We start from the raw sequence: 18,271 nt of genomic DNA, 5'->3' as shown, positions 1-18,271 counted from the left end.
AAATGACTCGCCTTCCTATGATTCCTCAAGAATAGCTAGAAGCGGATCTTGTAGGATTGGTTGCCAATATAAATTATATAAGACCCTTGTGGAATACTCGTGATAGTCTCGCCTACAGGCAAAGATAAGTTCCTATACAAACGCCCTTCGAATGTAACGATACAAGCTGTGTCCATAACAGGAGTCTGGATATGCAATCGTCCATTCTCTCCCCATACTCGCAAGCCATTGGGATCTACCTCTGCGTTATCAGTAGGATTATCTTTCACGATGCCTGTTACGGTAACAACGATATTACTCGTTACTTTCTCAATCACATAACGGCCGCTTGATACCGGACCAAGTACTGAGCCATTCGCTTTCACTGTCAGTTGAGGCGCACTGTAGCCGTCCTTCAAAGTCAGTGTGAACGCAAAACTCTTGCCGGATTCTACATTCGTGGAAGACTCCGCAATCAAGGTAGCGCCCTCTACAACCGGCAATGTCACCATGTAGGTGGTCGGGGTTGGCTCCGGTTCTGGTTCCGGATCCGGAATCCTATTACCTGCCGCCGTAATCACCAAGGTAGCCGTGATCTTCTCCAATGCGAAAGCACCCGTGCCAGAATTGTATGTATAATCCGTAGACGCTAGCGTATTCTCTCCCATCTTCACAGTAATGGATGTCGGAAGCGTATAGCCGGAGGCTGCTTTCAGCGTAAGTTCCACTTTGGAATCCTTAGCCAAAGGCTCGAAAGAAGCCGGATCGGAAGTGAGGTTAACAAGATTCGGGATTACCTCAAAGAAGCCCTCTTGTACACCTTTCGCCTCAATAACGATCTCGCCATCCACATTCTCAATCTCGATTATTCCCGTCGTATTGTCATACGTATAGTACTCAGAACCTGCTGCCCTAAGCAAATTCTTTTGCTTCAACAAACGACCATTCATCATCACCTTTATGACATAAGGGAATTTGTATCCCGTAGCTGGTGCTAATTCACATTTGAATGGCTCTCCTTCTTTCACGGTCTGTTCGGAAGTTTTGATCTCTATGTTCTCGGTCTGTTCTTTCACTTGGAAGATCTCCGCACCAGAAGCTTTAATGGAAACCTCAGCGGTTACGTTCTTTATTTCTATCTCCCCGGTCTTCGGATCATAGGAATAGCCGGAACCGGTAGCCAGCACTTTATCACCCATCATCACCTCGATCGTGGAAGGAAGCCCGTACTGTGGGGTCACTACAGATAACTTACCGGTCAAGGTCTCACCATGTTTAATCTTCTTGCCTTGCGAGATATCAGAAGTCAAGTCTTTTAACGTAAGGGCTACCGCATAGCTCTTCTGTACGCCTTGCGCCGTGATCGCTAACTCACCGGTTACTTTCTTCAAAGAGATTTTTCCCGTAGCGGCATCATAGGTATAATCAGTTACGTCTACCAATGTTTTACCACCCATCGTTACCGTGATCTCAGTTGGAAGTGTATAACCCTCATTTGCGGAAAGTACACAAGCGAAGGCTTCACCAAATTGAACTTTAGTGTCCGACTTGATATCGGAAGTTATATTTGCCAATGTAGCGGTAACTGAATAGCTCTTTTTCACACCTTGTGCGGTAATGGAGAGCTTCCCTGTAATCTTCGCCAAAGAGAAAGCTCCTGTGGAAGTGTTATAGGTATAATCCGTACCGGCAACCAAGGTCTTATCACCCATCTTCACCGTGATCGTGGTTGGAAGTATATGACCTTCAGCCGCCTTCAAGGTCAATTCAACTTTGCCATTAACTAATACCGGATCAAAAGAAGCAGGTTCGGAAGTAACTCCAGCCAAATTGAGTATCACCTCATAATGGCGATCATCAATACCGGAAGCTTTCACGGTCAAGTCACCGGAAACTGCCTTGATCACGACTTTACCCGTTTTAGCGTCGTAGGTGAACTCTTCCGCTGTCAATGCGTCATTGCCCTTCAAGATACTGATCGCATCCGGAAGCTTGTAGTTCGTAGCGGCTTTTAAGGTGAAAGTGAACGATTCGCCTTCCTTCACGGTCGTAGCCGAGGTAATAGCCGGCGTGGAGGTTAGGTTCTTCAGGTCTGCCGTGATCTTGTAAACAGATGGTTCAGACACTCCTTCAGCGGTAATGGCTACCTCACCTCTCACATTCAATATCTCTACTTTGCCTGTCTTGGCATCGTAGGTATATCCCTTTCCTGCCTCCAAAGTGGAACCGGACATCTTTATCGTAATGGATGCCGGAAGCATGTAACCGTTATTCGCCGATAAGGTAAACGAGAATGTCTCTCCTTCTTTCACGGTCGTAGCGTCTGTGATAGCGGGGGAAGAAGACAGATTCGACAAATTAGCCTTAACAGGATATGTGGCGGCTTGGATCGGATCGGCTTTAGCAGTGATGACGATATCGCCGGTCACGCTATTGATATATATATTTCCAGACGTAGAATCATAATAATACTGCTCTATATTCAAGGTGGTTCCTCCCATCGTAACCGTAATAGATGCGGGGAGCTGATAACCCGTATTCGCATGTAACGTAAGTGACAGAGGTTTCTTATCTATGACAGTTGTTATCTCGTTTTGCACGATCAAATCCTGCAAATTCAGTTCGACCTTATGCGTCGTTATCGGGGCTTCCGATATGATAAGCCTAGAGTATCCGGAAGTAGAGGGGACAGGCTTCCCATCTACATGCGCAAAATCAACAGATACGCCTGCTCCTTCACTTTCCGCAATTGCCTGACTCGAACTCAATACGAACCGATAACTTGCCCCTACAGTGAGATTACCTACAGCCAATGGCTCTTTCGCATAATGATAAGTACCAGAGCTCCCTGTTTCCAGTTCAATTTCTTTCTTCTGCTCACCATCCATATAGTATAACTTTACTTTATCTATAGTTTGCATGAATAAATTTGGATTAAGCTTTAGTTCTTTTCCAACAAGTAAGGGATCAGCCTTATCGAACGTATAATTAAATGATATTTCCTTATTTACGGTTCCAACAACTGGGCTCGGAGTAATCTTTCCTTCAATGCTATTTATGAATACCATCGATTTATCCTTTTCCTCAAATACGGGATTAGCTTGATCCGATTCGGTACATACCTGCATGTCATAAGCCAGACTACCGGCTTTTGCTGATAATATTTTCAAGTAATTAGTAAAGGAACCTTGCGCCAAAGCCGCTAAACTAATAGGGACACTAAAGGAGCCATCTGTACCAATCGACACCGGCGTACCTTTGTCCGGCATATAAATATCATACTCATCTCCATAATAAACAGCTAACTGACCTTTCCAGCTTGAATAGTCCTTCAAGACATATCGCAAGACGAGGCCTTCTGTCGCATTGGTCACTTTATAAAGGGTTCGAACCGTATTTTCCGAGTTATACTCGCTATTATCCAGCCCAGATACTTTCAAATAAGTATTATCCAATTGATTCCATTGAATGTTTACATTTATCGGCTTTATTGTAGGATCATTAGGATCATCGCCCTCCATTATCACTCCATTCTTATTGATGTATAAAGGAGCCGTGGCTGTACCTGTCATGATCTTCCAATTGATTTCATCAGTCGAATAAACAGGATGGATTTTATCGCCATCGGCTAAAGCTTCAGTCAAGCGACATTGGATATTCTCGAATGCAACCCCGAGGTCATATTCTGGCGTAAATGCAAAATCTATATCGACCGGGGTACCGATACGCTTCACGTTCCCATTCGACTCTATCACTGCGATATCCACTTTCCCAATGAAATCCACATTCCCTGCATTCTTGATTTTGACAGATATCATGACATCAGAACCAATAGGAAGAGGAACAATTGATGGTTCTAAAGAAGAGTATTTCAGCTGATATATCTTGGTGTCGCCAGCCTCGGGTGGACGAATTCCTATCGCCATTTTCATTTCAGAACTATAAGGTTCATTATTTCCCTCGGGATCCAAAGCGGTAAGCAAGAAGTACCCATTCAAATAACCTCCCCACCCCCAATTGATGTGGAACGCATCATTTTCCTTGTAACCATCGCATATAAACGCATGTCCCGCATTTCTCTGGGTACGCCCACTGTATAAAACCGGTCGATCGTTATCCAACTCATCCCGTAACATCGTTTTCCATTCATCCCAACGGTAATCCTCTTTTGAAACGAAAACAATGCCATCACTATAGCCAAATAAGCTATTTAGTTTATAAGCTGCGAATCTTGTATTAGCACTACTTCCACCAGACCCGATAACACCATAATCCATATTCACATTTGCCCCGATATTCCACATCAAGGCCGATACCGCATTAGCCTGTGTATCAGTAAAATTCCCCTTTGTGTAATTAAGAGGCATTTGATTCCAGTCATAGGGAGCGTATGTAACCGGGAGTCCATTATATGTAGTCACCCCACTGGTAACCGCTGTCGTAGGATATTTATGATATCGCATGATGATACCGGTAGCCGTAGCCACGCAGCCCGTATACGTTCTTTGCCCGTTAATTGTAGGAGTCTGTCGGTTGTATGGATCCTCTTGATTCCAATTGGCCGTCTCTAGCAACACATTTCCGGAGGAAGCCCGCAGGCTACCGTTCAGATAACGATTCCATTCAGCCTGTATATTGGCCGAAGCCTCCAAGCCTGTACGTTCCGCGTACATGATCTGATCTTGATAATAAGCCAACATCGCACGCAAGTTTTCCGGCAAATTGTCCGGATCAAAGTTTCCCTCATCCGATTGCCCTAGGACCGGATAAGCACGATCCTCTCCGGAAACGATCACAAAACCTTTATTTCCCAGTGCGTTGAACACGAAATAGTCAGCGTCGCCATCCACTGTTCCACTACGCAGAACAGAGCGAGATTGTCCCGGTGCCGCCGCATAAACCAGCGACAAGTCACCAGCCGAGCGCAAGCCCGAACCTGCATTAGCCACGTTCTCCGCCACCTTGCGGGCCGTGGACACGTCTATCCTTTCCGCCCAGACCATCGTGGCCGACAAGCAAAGGATCAGCATTAGTAAAAATTGTTTTCTCATAGACTATAAATTTATAATGAATAAATGATTTAACATTCGTTAGTAAGGGGTATAGGAACAACGGTGTTCCCATGGGTGGGAAAGCCCCGGTTGATAGGTGTGGGAAAGCCTCGGTTCCCATGGGTGGGAACAATGGTGTTCCCATCCATGGGCATAGAGGCTCTCCCATCCCGCTATGCGCCTAGATCTCGTCCGGGCTTTCGCTGTCGCCTCCTCCTCCCGCGCCAACTGTCAGGAGTATGGGAAATTTGTAGGTGCGTGGATCTTTTACGAGAGAATAGCCCGCACCTGCCTGCGTGGTGACGCTCAACCAGTACTGCCCCTCGGCGAGTTGCGGGATTTGGATGATGATCTCGCTCTTGGTGTTACGTACGATAAGGGAGACTTTCGTTGGCGTGGCGCCCTCCTCGTCCTTGGTGAAGTAGACGCCTACTGATGGATGATCCCCCTTGATAAGCAGCGTGCTGCCGAAGATGATAGCCGGGGCGTTCGGAGTGATATGGAGGTTCTTCTCGTTCGTGGTAGAATCCGTGAGGCTCTCGATCATCGGGCCCACGGTAGCTACGTCGGCGTTCACGTAGATGTTTTCTAGCGCCTTCAGGAGGGTGGCGCTGGGGGTGAACATTACGGTGATCTTATTCTCCGTAGAGCGGAAGTCTGATTTCTTTCCGTCGAACGAGCCGTTGATAGTGAGCAGCCATTGCCCGAACTTGTTCACCACGCAACGGCCTTGGGCGAGGGCCTCGATCATCTCGTCGTAGGAGAGGTCGAGGATGTTGGTGATCGTCTCCGGGCGGTACTCGGTGCGTTTCTTCACGATGCGGTTCGAGATGTCTGAGGTTCGCGTGGTTCCGGTAATGCGGATCTTTCCGGTGAAATCGCCGGTTTTCTCGGTTAACACGTTGTCGTACAGATCTACGGTCAAGATGGTCTTTTCTTCTGCCATGATGTTTTTTGTCTTTAATGCCCCGTGGTAGTGGGGCGTTACCTTTTAATAATGTTTATCACCCTTATTCGCGAAATAAGGGGAAGAGATATCGCACGTCCAACATAAACTAAAAAAAACACGCATAACCACTATTTTTAACCGCATATCCACGATATATGCGCAATAAGCATAAATTTGGATTAATTAGAGGATACGATATCTGTATCCCCTTCAATTCCTATTTCTTAATAAATAGATAAAAGTGATTGTTTATCAATAATATTTTTTACATTTGCCAAGCCTTCCGTTGAAAATAGCCTATTATAGGTAATTTTTATGCTGAATAGGCTCCTCCCCTTATTTCGCGAATAAGGGCATCACCCAGCCGCCAAAAGCAAATCCACCTCTTCCGTCACCCTAGCGTTCGCACGATTCAATTCCGACTGTTCCAAAGAGGCCAGATAAAAACGTGTTGTTTTTTCCGAGGTATGCCCCAACGCTTGGCTAATGATCGATAAAGGGACTTGTTTCCGCAAGGCGTTCGTTGCCCATGTATGGCGGAAAACATACGAGGTCAGATGAATGGGACGAGATAGCGCACGACCGATCTTCTTCAACGAGTTATTATACGAACGCAGTATCGCCTTGTATTCCTCATGCCCTACCTCTCTACCCGGAGATAAAATAGGGAAAAGGTACGGGGAAGAAGCGTCCGCATACTTATTAATCAACCGCCGCATCCCCGCTGTTATCCCGACACGGATTAAGGTCCCCGTCTTCTTACGCCGATATACGATTTCCTCGCCATACAGGTTCGCCGTAGTCAAGCGAGCCATATCCGCGAAAGGCATGCCGCAAGATAAATAGGCGAACGTACAATAGTCGATCACGCACGCCAAATCCGGCTCCTCAGACTTCAAGGTCACGATCTCCCGGAGCGACTCGTTTCCCAACGCCCTAGATCCGGCTCTTTCCCGCTTCAAGTTCAAGTACGCGAAAGGCGATACGACGCAAGCCGGCAACAGACCATCCCGGCAAGCTTGGTTATAAATCGAGCGAAAGTTGCTGAGGTATGTATTCACGGTATTCACTCGCAAGCCGGCGGATTGCAGATAAGCGACAAAACGGCTTATTAAGCCCGGGGTTATCTCCGGGAAAAGAAGGTTTCTCCTACCCAGAAAGGCGCAGATCCAATTACGGGTCGTCCTATATAAATCGGCGGTGTTATGTTTCCCCGCTAAACGTTTCTCCCGGATGCGTTCGGTGGCATAGGTATAAAATGTGATGCCCGCCTTGCCCAAGCGGTTATTCTTTCTTTTGCTCATATCTCCTTTTTTGATGATTAAACGTATTATTATCTACCATCAAAAATAGCATAAAAACAAAATCAAGCCAAGTCCATCTCGCAAACAGCAAGCTTCCAACCCTTAAAGACCAAGGTGACAAGGCGAAGCTCCGTATCCCCCTTGGTAGCGTGAACCTTCGGGTCAGCGGCGTAACGGCGTAACTGGATGGCGGCCTCGGCTCTCAACGCCTCGATTTCCATTTCGGAAGCGTCCCGACGGGCGTATTTCACCTCCACGATATAGCTAAAGCCTATCTCGGGCTGGTGGATCAAGTCGGGCATCATGTAGAAATCGGCGTACCCCTTGTTGGCCTCATACTCCAGATAAATTATATAGGTACGGGTCAAGCCTAGATAAGCCAGCAGGAAACCTTTCACGTGCGCCTCCCCCTCAATGAACTCGCGGATAGCGCTCTGCCGCTCCAGCTCGGAGGAGAAATACTCGAACACAGGCTTCCAGTCTCCGTCGTAAGCCATGTCCTTTACCAGATCATGAAGCTTATATAACTCAATTGAGAAGACATCAGCTTCCTTATACGCCTCGATCAGATAGGTATATAATTGCTCACGTACCGTTAGGTTGGGAACGCCCAGAAGGGTATCTCCACGCTTGGTACCCTTGATGGAGAGCAACCCGAAATAGTAAAGCAGGCTCTTGAAGTTGTCCGGCTTGGCGATATCCTCGGCAGGAAAAGCATCCTTGATTACTGCGGTGGTCTCGCCGTTGTTCACGATCTCCTGGATGATCGAAGCGTTCGTGCCGAACCGCTTGTCGAGACGGATCAAATGGCGGAGCTTGTTGTAGTCCGTGCGGATATTGTTGTCGATCATGTTCTTAGGAGGCTTGTGAAGACTCAGATAATTGCTCAGGAAATATAATACCATATCCGAGTTGTACATCGGCTCGTCCATACATTCTTCCGAGAAGCAGTAGTTATCGTACCACGGCTTCATCAAGTTGATCAGATCGTCCACACTATCCTCGAAACCTGTCTCCTCCTTGTAATAGGCCAGCATCTCCCGTACCTCTCCCTCGCTAAAACCTATGATTCCGTTAAAGCGGTAATCCGTCGTCATGTTGGCTCCGATATTGAAACCGCTGGTCACGTCGTCCATCGTCACTGGAGATACCCCGGTGATAAACATGCGCTTGATAGGGCCATCGCCCGTAGCCCCTTCTTTCAGTTTGTTGAAGAAATAACGGAAGAAGCCCGTACCGTGTGTCAATGCCTTGTAATGCTTCTCACCCATATTGGCGAGGATAGCGTTGGTGAAGTTATCATACTCGTCAATGAAGAGATAGATAGAGAGATTCAAGCGTTTAGCCTCACTGATCGTGTAGGTCAACTTCTCGTCAGCATTTGGCAGACTCTCCATTTTCTCCCAGAAGCCCGGATTGAAGAAACGTTCGTAGTAGTAGGCAAACTCCCGGAAACGAGCGGCACAGTGATCATTAAAAGAGCGGATCAACTCGTCAGGATCTGGGTTCACGCCTGCGAAATTGAAATCCAATACAAGATATTGTCCCTGCTCCGGGGTCGGATGGGAGCCGATATATAAGTCGCCGAAGAGTTCCTCAAAAGAATCCTTACGGTTCACGTCATAATACCATCTGAGGACATTCAAGAATAGCGACTTCCCGAAACGGCGCGGGCGGATAAGGAAAAAGAAACTTGCGTTCCGCTCCACCTCCGCAATATAGCGAGTCTTATCAACATAATAATAATTGGCGGTACGGATTCGCTCGAAATCCGTCAGGCCATATGGAATTTGCTTCGTTGCCATAATATATCTCCTCCTGTTTATTTGTCACTTACGAATAAATCACTTGTTCGTAACTTACTTACGCAAAGATAACATCTACAAAATGATTTCACGAATCTTTATATATTAATGTTATCCGGCCTAAAGGAGAAAGAAGACTGTCTAACGTTAAGACCACCAATTTTCTCAAGTTATGGGCGAGAACCTTCATCCCAGACACCGCAAGCATTCTGAAGATCATCATGTTATACAAAGCATGCCCCGAAAGGGAAACTGTTTTGACAATGCGACGGCAGAGAACTTCTTCGGCATCATGAAGTCTGAACTTCTTTATGCAGAAGAATTTGAATCGCCAGAAGCCTTCATGAAGGCTTTAGAGGTATATATTGAATTACAACAATAAAAGAATAAAGTCCCGGTTAAATGGAAAGAGTCCAGTACAATACCGAACTCTTTCTATAATTGGTAAAGGTTTAACCTGTCCAACTTTTTGGGGTCACTTCATTCGGAGATAGCCTCTATTTTGGCATCTGAGCCTTTCACATCTTAACAAAAAATTTCTTTTTAATCCTAATTAGAAAATTCATTGCATAATACAAACTCCGCAGGAACATCTTCTTCTATAATCGTAAATCGGCCCAATTCTTCATAAAAACGATTATCATTAATATCATCATTTACTGTAGAAACTTCGCCTACCAAACAATGCCCATTTTCAGACCAAAATGTATGATATAGATAAGGCTCAAAACAGATACTCTGCCCCGGCATTAATCGCAAAGTTTCACCAGCTTTAATTTTCGTCCTAACACCATCTATACTTACACAGCAATCTTCTGTAGATAATCCTTCCGTCGCCGTCGCTTTCCATAAGCGCATACACAATATAGCACGCCCCCTATTAATAATATCCTCCATTTTTTTCCAATGGAAGTGAACAGGGGTAACCTGTCCTTCACGAACCATCATGATTTTTTCACAGTAACTTTTTTTGTCACGATGAATATTCCCATTACGAATTGTAACCAGCGTAAGCCCCTCCTCCAAAAATCGTCCTTTCCCGAAGTCTGTCACATCCCATCCTAAATGATTTAAACGAATCTCGTCATAAGCTTTACCTTTCTTTTCCCATATCGCAGGACTCCATAATATCCATTCCGGCAAATAAAAATGGCTTTCTTCAAAAAACTCGATAGCCTCATGTATAAATTGGTTTATTTCACTTCTTCTCATATCTTATTTACTTTTATAAAATCATAAACTTCTTTTAATCTAGGTGCCCCACCACAACAAGTCGCATGTAATAAATTAAAATGCGCCAAAGCATTTGCAAACCGCAGTGTATCTTTTAATCCCAGACCTTCATGTGCCGCATATAGTACTCCTGCACAAAAGGCATCTCCTGCTCCAACCGTAGAAACAATTTCATTTGATTGTATCTTATAGGATGGGCAAAAGCCTTCCTCACCAGAACGATGTAAGGCATATCCTCCTTCTGGAAAATGAATACAACACAACGTATTCACTCCTGCTTTCATCAAATCTACCGCTACAAGCCTTACCTGATCCAACAGAATTTCCCCATTATCACCACGTAAAGATATCCCATAGCATGATCCTGCCTCCACCTCATTAATTACTAAATAATTAATATATGGTAAACAAGGCAATAAGACATTCCGAAAACGATCACTCTCTTCCGAGACTACATCCACGGAAGTCTCATAGCCTTTTTGCTGCAATTCATGAAAAACACGGGCTACTTTCAATTGATAGAATTTATCCGGTTCCTCCAACTTATCCAATAACAATAGATATCCTAAATGAAAAATCTTAGCAGGAACATCTATTTGATCTATATATTCTATACCAAACTCTGCGTTCGCTCCTCGATTATGAAAAAACGTACGGGTTGTACCCGCTTTAGCCACCATAACATCTGTATAAGATGTAGGAACACTGGATAACTGACATAAATATTTCGCATTTATCCTTTGTTCCATGACTGTTTTCAAGATCAAGTCCCCATACGCATCTTTTCCTATACAACCAGCAGCATACAAAGGCAATCCACTCTGCAATTTTGCCAAATCCATCAAAACATTGTGAGCGCATCCTCCTAATCCAACTTCTTCTTTTTCGATAGAGACCAAATTTCCCGGAGCAGGATAATAAGGAATAAATTTGATCAAATCGGCCAGCCATGTCCCAGCTGCAATAATCCCCGTCCTCATTGCTTTACTTTATTATTACTCTCAAACAGTTTGATATGATCTGCTACAGCATTCTTTGACGCACACTTTATTTTTTCTTTTAATCCAATGTACCCCAAATCAGTCTCATTTTTCATGCACTCACGTAACTCATCCATTATACGTAATTGAATAGCAGTCGCTACATTTACCTTACTAATCCCATTATGAACACAATCCTTAAAGTCAGCCTCACTAGTACCCGATCCTCCATGTAGAACTAAAGGAATTGGATTCCGGTCTTTGATCTCTTTTAGTCGTTGGATATTCAAGTTAGGTGTAGCTGTATATTTCCCATGTAAATTACCTATAGAAATAGCAAGGGCATCAATGCCTGTTTCTTGTACAAATCGGATTGATTCATCTACATCTGTAAACGTATTCACATTATTATCCCATTCCACCGTATCAGTATCACCAACTTTCCCTAATTCAGATTCAACTGCTACACCAAAAGCCTTGGCCATTTGGACTACTTCACGAGTAACTCGGATATTCTCTTCTAAAGGTAGGGTAGAACCATCAATCATGACAGATGTAACCCCTAAGCGAATCGCCTGCGCACAAGTATTGAAACTTAATCCATGGTCTAGATGAACAGCGACGGGAACAAAGGAGCTGCGAGCCGCATCCACAAACATAGGTATCATCTTCTCTAATGGCGCACAAGGGAACTGTACTTCCGCTAGTTGTAAAATAATAGGAGAGTTCAATTCCTCCGCAGCCATTATCGCTCCTTCCACATTTTCTAAACTTAAGCAATTAAATGCTCCAACAGCATAACCATTTTGATAAGCATCTGCTACAATTTCTCTCAATGAAACTAACATAAACAATATTTTTTGTACAAAGAATCAATCAACAAATTCACTAGAAGGAGGGGTTGCCCCTTCACCTATTCCCCAGCCCTTATTAGGACGGTTGCCCATTAACAGTTCCAATGTTCCACCTTCCATGATATTCTCATGGGTAAACCAAGTCTTATCATACTCTACTCCATTCAATTTAGCGGACTGGATGTATTTATTTTCCCAAGAAGCTCCATGAGCAATCACCGTAAACACTTTTCCATTCGCCAACCGAATCTCTGATCTCTCAAACAAAGGGCTACCTATCGTATAAACTGGCACACCCGGAGATACCGGATAAAAACCTAATGCGGAAAAAACATAGAAGGCAGACATCCCCCCACCATCTTCATCGCCGCAGATCCCCATCAAATCATTCCGGAACCAACTTTCCATAAGCATACGGATCCGTTTTTGCGTCTTCCATGGCTGACCCGCATAATTATATAAATAAGGAATATGGAAACTGGGCTCATTACCCATGACAAATTGCCCCACATTACCGGTAGCATCAGGATGCACGGCATAATACTGCCATTTAGATCGCTTCATGCTTTCTACAAATAATTGATCTAATTTTTCCGTGAAAGGTTCCTCCCCTCCAAATAAATCAATTAGATCTTGAATATGGTGATGTACATCCCAGTTATATGTCCAAGCATTATTCTCATCATAATAAGCTCGAGAACCAATACCTCCTGAAAAAATATAGTCAAATGGTTCTATAAAATTCCCATCCTTGTCTTTTGGATGAAAAAAGTTCGTCTCCTTATTAAAGACTTTTCGGTAATTGTAAGAACGTTTATTGAAGAAATCATACTCTGTCTCTTTTTTTAGATATTTGGCCAACTGAGCAATGCACCAATCATCGTAAGATGCCGCAGTAGTAACCGCAACAGCCTGCCGCTGCTCAAAAGGGCCAACCATTGGGAAAACCTCCTTTTCTCCCGGATGTAAGGCTGGGAACCAACCATGCTCATGATAGAAATCATCCAACTCTGTCTTAGGTCCCAAATACCATGGGATCATGGATTCATTCATTACCGTATGCCTCATTCCCTCAAATGCCTTCTCCACATCAAACTGCAATCCTTTATGTAACGCATCCGCAAAAACACCTGCTACATGATTTCCATTCATGCAATGAGCGTCGCCAAACACACATGGGAAAGTTGGCATCCAGCCCGATTGCTCATACATGCGAATGTAGGAGGAAAGCTTCTGTTCCTGAGCTTTCGGGTTTAACAGAACTTGTAATGGATGAAGCGCAAGATAAGTATCCCATACCCAATCATCTACCCAAAAATCCACTCCTCCGTCCTCATGGACTTTCCCATCATATCCACTAAAGTACTTTCCATCCTCCGAAATATTAATCATCCTTTCATGCGCCCGATATAATGACGTATAAAAAACGGTCTTTTGATCTTCTGTGCCCCCATCTATCACAATTTTAGACAAAGCTTTATTCCATTCTTGCTTTGCTTGGCCAGCAACTCGATCCAAATCAAAATCAGCAATTTCTTCTCTCAAATTTTTCCGGGCCTGTTCGACACTAATATAAGAGATTCCATACCTCACCTTAATTTCCTTCACGGAAGAATCAAAAGAAATAGACTTTGCGCAGATCTTTTCCCAATCAAGAGAAGACACACTTAACGGATCTTGATCAAACTCCAAATAAAAGTAATGCTTAATCCCGTTATAAATCTCATAGCCGCTCAAGGCTTTATTTGCCCAAATCAAATCGCCTTTAGCGTTTGTTCTCAATATTATTTGGGGGTTATCTTCTTTTTCAAAAGCAAATGAATAGATAGCCGACTTTTTCATTGGAGCAAAGCGAGCTTCTATCTCGTAATCATCCAAAAAAACAGAGTAAAAATAAGGTTTGGATATTTCATGATCATACCTATAATCAAATGCCCCCTTTGAAACATCCAAATTGCCACAATAAGGCATAAGCAATAAAACATCCCCCCTACGGTGAGAAGGCACATTCAACGGTAACCCACGCATCCGATCTGTAACAAAATCATGATGCCCGGGAATCATCCTAAGCATGCTATTAGGCTGATGAGTCGTAGGAAAAGTAGGAACAAGCAAATGGCTTATATTTCCTATACGGGTGTTCACATAGTCTACGGGAGCGTTTTCTGATTGCGCATCCAATGCGAACACCCCACACGCAAACAAAAAAACTCTCATCCAAAAACACTTCGATTTATTCATTTTCGCATCAATTTTAATATTTAAGACTTACTGTTATTCTACACTTTATGGTGTATACTCCACGGTGCCTTTTGAATTCACTGTATATCCCCATTGTTTAATATAATATTCTCCCTCCAAGAAAGGATCCCCATGCTCCTTTAATGAGCTGAACAGTTTTTCATCCAATTGTTCTTGAAGATGCTTATAGCCTACTTCATGAACCAAATTTCTCAATTGATACGGATCCTCTTGATTATCATATAAAAGCCAAGGGCCTAATAAATCCCGAACATACGTATACCTCCTAGTTCGTACACCCCTATACTCTTTTCCTCCTTTATCTCTTTCCCATTCCCCAAAAGGTGCGATACATTCGATCAAGGCCATTTCCGTAAAATCAGTAATTTCTCCCCGTAATATAGGAGACAAATCTTTCCCTTCAACAGACTCAGGTACAGTCACATTTGACATTCCAAGCAATGTAGGCATTATATCAACAGAACTTAAGATCGTTTCAACCTCCTTACCTTTTTTCCCAAATATAGCCGGATACTTTAATAGGAAGGGAACCATTATACTCTCTTCATAAGGTTTTTGCTTACACTCCAATCCTTGAGAGCCTAACATATCCCCATGATCTGACGTGAGTACAAATATCGTATCCTCCTCCACCCCCAAACGTTTAATCGCATCTTGAAGCATACCTACACATCGATCCAAAGCCGTTATATGCGCATAATATCCTTTTAAATCACGAGTCGCTTTCTCTTTCATCTGATCCGGGACATTCGGACGAAGAGTTATGTCCTTATCTTTATATAAATTCAAAAATTCTTCCGGTACAACCTCATAAGGGCTATGAGGTGGTCCCCAAGACAGGAACAAGACAAATGGCTTTTCCCCATTAGCATGCTCTTCCATGTAATGTACCGCCTCTTCTGTTTGTGCAAAAGCATCATACCCTTTCCAATATTTTTTTTCCGGATTATTATTGTCATAATAAGCAGAATGCATATAATTATGCGTACACTCCAAGACCTTGAAGAAATCAAAACCCTGCCTATGTGTCTCAGGAATATAATTACTTCTTCCATTCCCATTTACATGCCATTTCCCTATATATCCTGTATCGTAACCAGCGTTTTTATATACCTTTCCTATAGAAACCGAATCAGGATCCAAGGTTACATCATTCAAAAACAGTCCATGCGTATGGGCATATTGCCCTGTTAACAAAGAGCCACGATAAGGAGTAGATACTGGCATGCAAGACACCGTATGCTTAAATACCAAACTCTCACTAGCCAATTTATCTATATTTTCAGTAATAACATCGTTATTTCCCGCAAATCCTGCATCTTGGGCACGCCACTGATCCGCGAAGACATATACCAAATTAGGTCTTTTACCTCTCCGCTTATCATTCCTCGCTACAGAGGTGCAAGATCCCGACAACAAAAAAGTCCCCGCCGCCAATGTTGCGCTCTTTATGAAATCTCTTCTCGAAGTATCCATCGTATATCATTTTATATACCTAAACCTATTCAAAAAACTCTCCATCTTGTTCAAAGTATCATAATAATAAACATTATTATTTCTACCATGATTAAAAAAACCATGTTGCTGATCCTCATACAAGTATAGATCACATACATTTCCTAATTCCAACATATTATCCCTATATTTTTCCATCGTTTCCACAGGAATTAAATTATCATTTGTCCCTAAGAATATTATAGTTGGAGGTAATCCTTCCTTTATATTGTAATAAGGAGAAAATTCCTTATAATGCTTTTTTACTCGATCATAACCATATCCTTCGGGGCCATTATCCAACACTGGATTAAACAACACCAACAAATTCGGCTTACAGCTTACGGATAAATCATCCGTAGCGTCATTAAAACCATCTATTGATGCGATTGCCGCTGCCAAATGACCTCCGGCAGAACCTCCGGAAGCCACTATGCTATCACTCTTGATACACAAGCTGTCCGCATTTTTTCTTATATAACGAATAGCGGATTTCGCATCAGAAAGACAAACAAAAGGCGATACCTTATGCCTACCCTGAACCCTATAGTTAACACGAACTGTTATCAACCCTTTCTTAACAAAATGGTCGGCTTGAGGCTTGAAATGAGCGATATCTCCAGCTATCCATCCTCCTCCAAAATAAAACACAATCGCCGGTCGTTTTTCAGAAGCTTTCATATCATCCGGATAATCGATATACAACTTCATTTGCAATGAATCGACTGTTTTATATACCACTTCTACACTCCTTGCTTGCAAGGATAAGCAAGTAAATAATTGCAACATTAGTATGACTATTAATATCCTCATATTCTTATTTAAAATAAACGTCATTAATCTTTTTCATCTCTTCACAACTCTCATCGTCATCACCATATTCTTTTTTCAACCTCAATAATTCAAGTTTCAATTTGTTTATTAAGAACTGGTTCTGGGGATCATTATAAATATTATGCATCTCTTTTGGATCTTTTTCCAAATCATACAGTTCCCATTCTGGAGCTATCGTACCATCTTTGGTTCCGATTTTCCCAAGAGATCTTGCATAATAATAAATCAACTTATATCGATCCGTACGTATTCCATAATGAGCTGTCGCATTATGAGCGCCATCTCCTTGCATCCAATAACGATAATACATAGACTGTCGCCATTCCGGAGAAGCCTTTCCTGATAAATTATCCCGAAAACTTTTTCCTTGCATATAAGCAGGCGTATTCTTAACCCCCGCATAATCCAAGAACAAAGGAGCAAAATCTATATTTAAGATAATATCATCATTTATTCCTCCCGCTTGAATTTCTTTCGGATAGCGAATCAAAAACGGCATACGAAGACTTTCTTCATACATCAACCGTTTATCAAACCATCCATGTTCCCCTAAAAAGAAACCTTGATCTCCAGTATAAACGACTATTGTATTTTCCGTTAAATTGTTCTCATCCAAAAATTTCAAGATTCGACCAACGTTCTCATCTACTCCCGCTACACAACGTAAATAATCCTTAATATAAATTTGATAAGCCCAATGTCTGAATTCATCCCTGGACTTATCCGATGGAATCGGAGTTTTCAAGTCATTTTTATTCATGAACTCTAGCCCCATTCGTATCTCAGAAGTATATTTTCCTTTACTTTCATAAGCATCGAGCAAATTAGATGGCTCGGGAACATTCACTCCTTCCAACAACCCCTTAAAGCGTTCGGCAGGTTGCCAAGGTCTATGAGGAGCCTTAAAATGGCACATCAAGAAAAATGGCTTATTCTTATCCACATTCTCCAAATAGGAAATGGCCTCATTTGTTATGACATCGGTACTATGCCCCTTATGAACTTTTCCTATAGCCCCTTCCCCCTCTTTATTTGCGACATCACGCCAATTCCCTTTTTCGATCAATATCGGATCATGGTATCGGCCTTGCCCTGGAAGAACTTTATAATAATCAAACCCACTTGGCTCTGTTCCTAAATGCCACTTCCCGACAATAGCAGTCTGATAACCGGCACACTGCAACTCCTTTGCCACATTCGGCAAATCTCTCGAGAGACGATCACCTAATGTATATACTCCATTTTTTTGACTATATTGCCCTGTTAAAATAGCCGCCCTACTAGGGGTACTTATCGAATTGGTTACAAAACAATTATTCAAACGAACGCCTTCTTTGGCTATCCGGTCTATATGGGGTGTCGGAAGTACTGATGATAATATCCCACCATAAGCACTAACAGCTTGAGAGGTATGATCATCAGACATAATAAAAATGATATTAGGAGCCTTATTTTCTGAATGTGCGAAAAAAAAGCTAACCTCTACAAAAACGAATAAACCCGTAGAAAATATCTTATACATACTA

The 18,271-nt window shown here is 42.9% G+C and carries 11 protein-coding genes and 1 pseudogene; 1 reads left to right on the top strand and 11 read right to left on the bottom strand.

All coding sequences use genetic code 11. The features are described from left to right. Positions 1–35: 35 nt before the first annotated feature. From ACESPU_RS08435 to ACESPU_RS08420, 4 genes are all read right to left on the bottom strand, one after another. Complete coding sequence (locus ACESPU_RS08435) at positions 36–5,030, bottom strand: C10 family peptidase (protein ID WP_373133268.1); 4,995 nt, start codon at positions 5,028–5,030, stop codon at positions 36–38. Positions 5,031–5,211: 181 nt separating this feature from the next. After that, positions 5,212–5,976, bottom strand: coding sequence for a DNA-binding domain-containing protein (locus tag ACESPU_RS08430; RefSeq protein ID WP_122378925.1), 765 nt, complete (start codon positions 5,974–5,976; stop codon positions 5,212–5,214). A 359-nt stretch (positions 5,977–6,335) separates the two neighbouring features. Continuing rightward, positions 6,336–7,283, bottom strand: coding sequence for a site-specific integrase (locus ACESPU_RS08425; RefSeq protein ID WP_005860121.1), 948 nt, complete (start codon positions 7,281–7,283; stop codon positions 6,336–6,338). Between the two features lie 62 nt (positions 7,284–7,345). Beyond that, a complete protein-coding gene (locus ACESPU_RS08420) occupies positions 7,346–9,088 on the bottom strand; it encodes an AAA family ATPase (protein WP_373133266.1) in 1,743 nt (580 codons plus the stop codon). A 226-nt stretch (positions 9,089–9,314) separates the two neighbouring features. Between ACESPU_RS08420 and ACESPU_RS08415 the strand changes: the two are divergent. Next, a pseudogene (locus ACESPU_RS08415) lies at positions 9,315–9,582 on the top strand (IS3 family transposase); the annotation flags it as partial. Positions 9,583–9,637: 55 nt separating this feature from the next. On the opposite strand, the gene ACESPU_RS08410 reads toward ACESPU_RS08415, so the two are convergent. The 7 genes from ACESPU_RS08410 to ACESPU_RS08380 all read right to left on the bottom strand — a co-directional run bounded on the left by ACESPU_RS08410 (position 9,638) and on the right by ACESPU_RS08380 (position 18,267). Next, positions 9,638–10,300: a D-lyxose/D-mannose family sugar isomerase gene (locus ACESPU_RS08410; protein WP_122378921.1), complete on the bottom strand. Its 663-nt coding sequence runs from the start codon at positions 10,298–10,300 to the stop codon at positions 9,638–9,640. Continuing rightward, positions 10,297–11,301 carry a carbohydrate kinase family protein gene (locus ACESPU_RS08405; RefSeq protein ID WP_122378920.1) on the bottom strand — a complete coding sequence of 335 codons (1,005 nt, stop codon included), beginning with the start codon at positions 11,299–11,301 and terminating at the stop codon, positions 10,297–10,299. Before ACESPU_RS08405 ends, ACESPU_RS08410 begins: the two co-directional genes overlap by 4 nt. After that, entirely contained in the window at positions 11,298–12,149 is an 852-nt protein-coding gene (locus ACESPU_RS08400; protein WP_122378919.1) for a class II fructose-bisphosphate aldolase, read from the bottom strand. The genes ACESPU_RS08405 and ACESPU_RS08400 overlap by 4 nt, the downstream gene beginning before the upstream one ends. A gap of 24 nt (positions 12,150–12,173) precedes the next feature. Next, on the bottom strand, positions 12,174–14,372 hold the full coding sequence (locus tag ACESPU_RS08395) for a GH92 family glycosyl hydrolase (RefSeq protein WP_195205739.1): 2,199 nt from the start codon (positions 14,370–14,372) through the stop codon (positions 12,174–12,176). Positions 14,373–14,441: 69 nt separating this feature from the next. Next, the gene (locus ACESPU_RS08390; RefSeq protein ID WP_122378918.1) at positions 14,442–15,893 is read right to left on the bottom strand and encodes a sulfatase; all 1,452 of its coding nucleotides are present in this window, start codon (positions 15,891–15,893) and stop codon (positions 14,442–14,444) included. Positions 15,894–15,899: 6 nt separating this feature from the next. Beyond that, a complete protein-coding gene (locus tag ACESPU_RS08385) occupies positions 15,900–16,700 on the bottom strand; it encodes an alpha/beta hydrolase (RefSeq protein WP_373133264.1) in 801 nt (266 codons plus the stop codon). Positions 16,701–16,728: 28 nt separating this feature from the next. Further along, a complete protein-coding gene (locus ACESPU_RS08380) occupies positions 16,729–18,267 on the bottom strand; it encodes a sulfatase (RefSeq protein WP_122378917.1) in 1,539 nt (512 codons plus the stop codon). Between the last annotated feature and the right edge of the window lie 4 nt (positions 18,268–18,271).

The sequence above is a fragment of the Parabacteroides sp. 20_3 genome (assembly GCF_964238835.1).
In the GTDB taxonomy this organism is placed as follows: domain Bacteria; phylum Bacteroidota; class Bacteroidia; order Bacteroidales; family Tannerellaceae; genus Parabacteroides; species Parabacteroides distasonis.
Note: the sequence above shows the minus strand (reverse complement) of the source record. Positions and strands in the feature narration are given on the sequence as shown.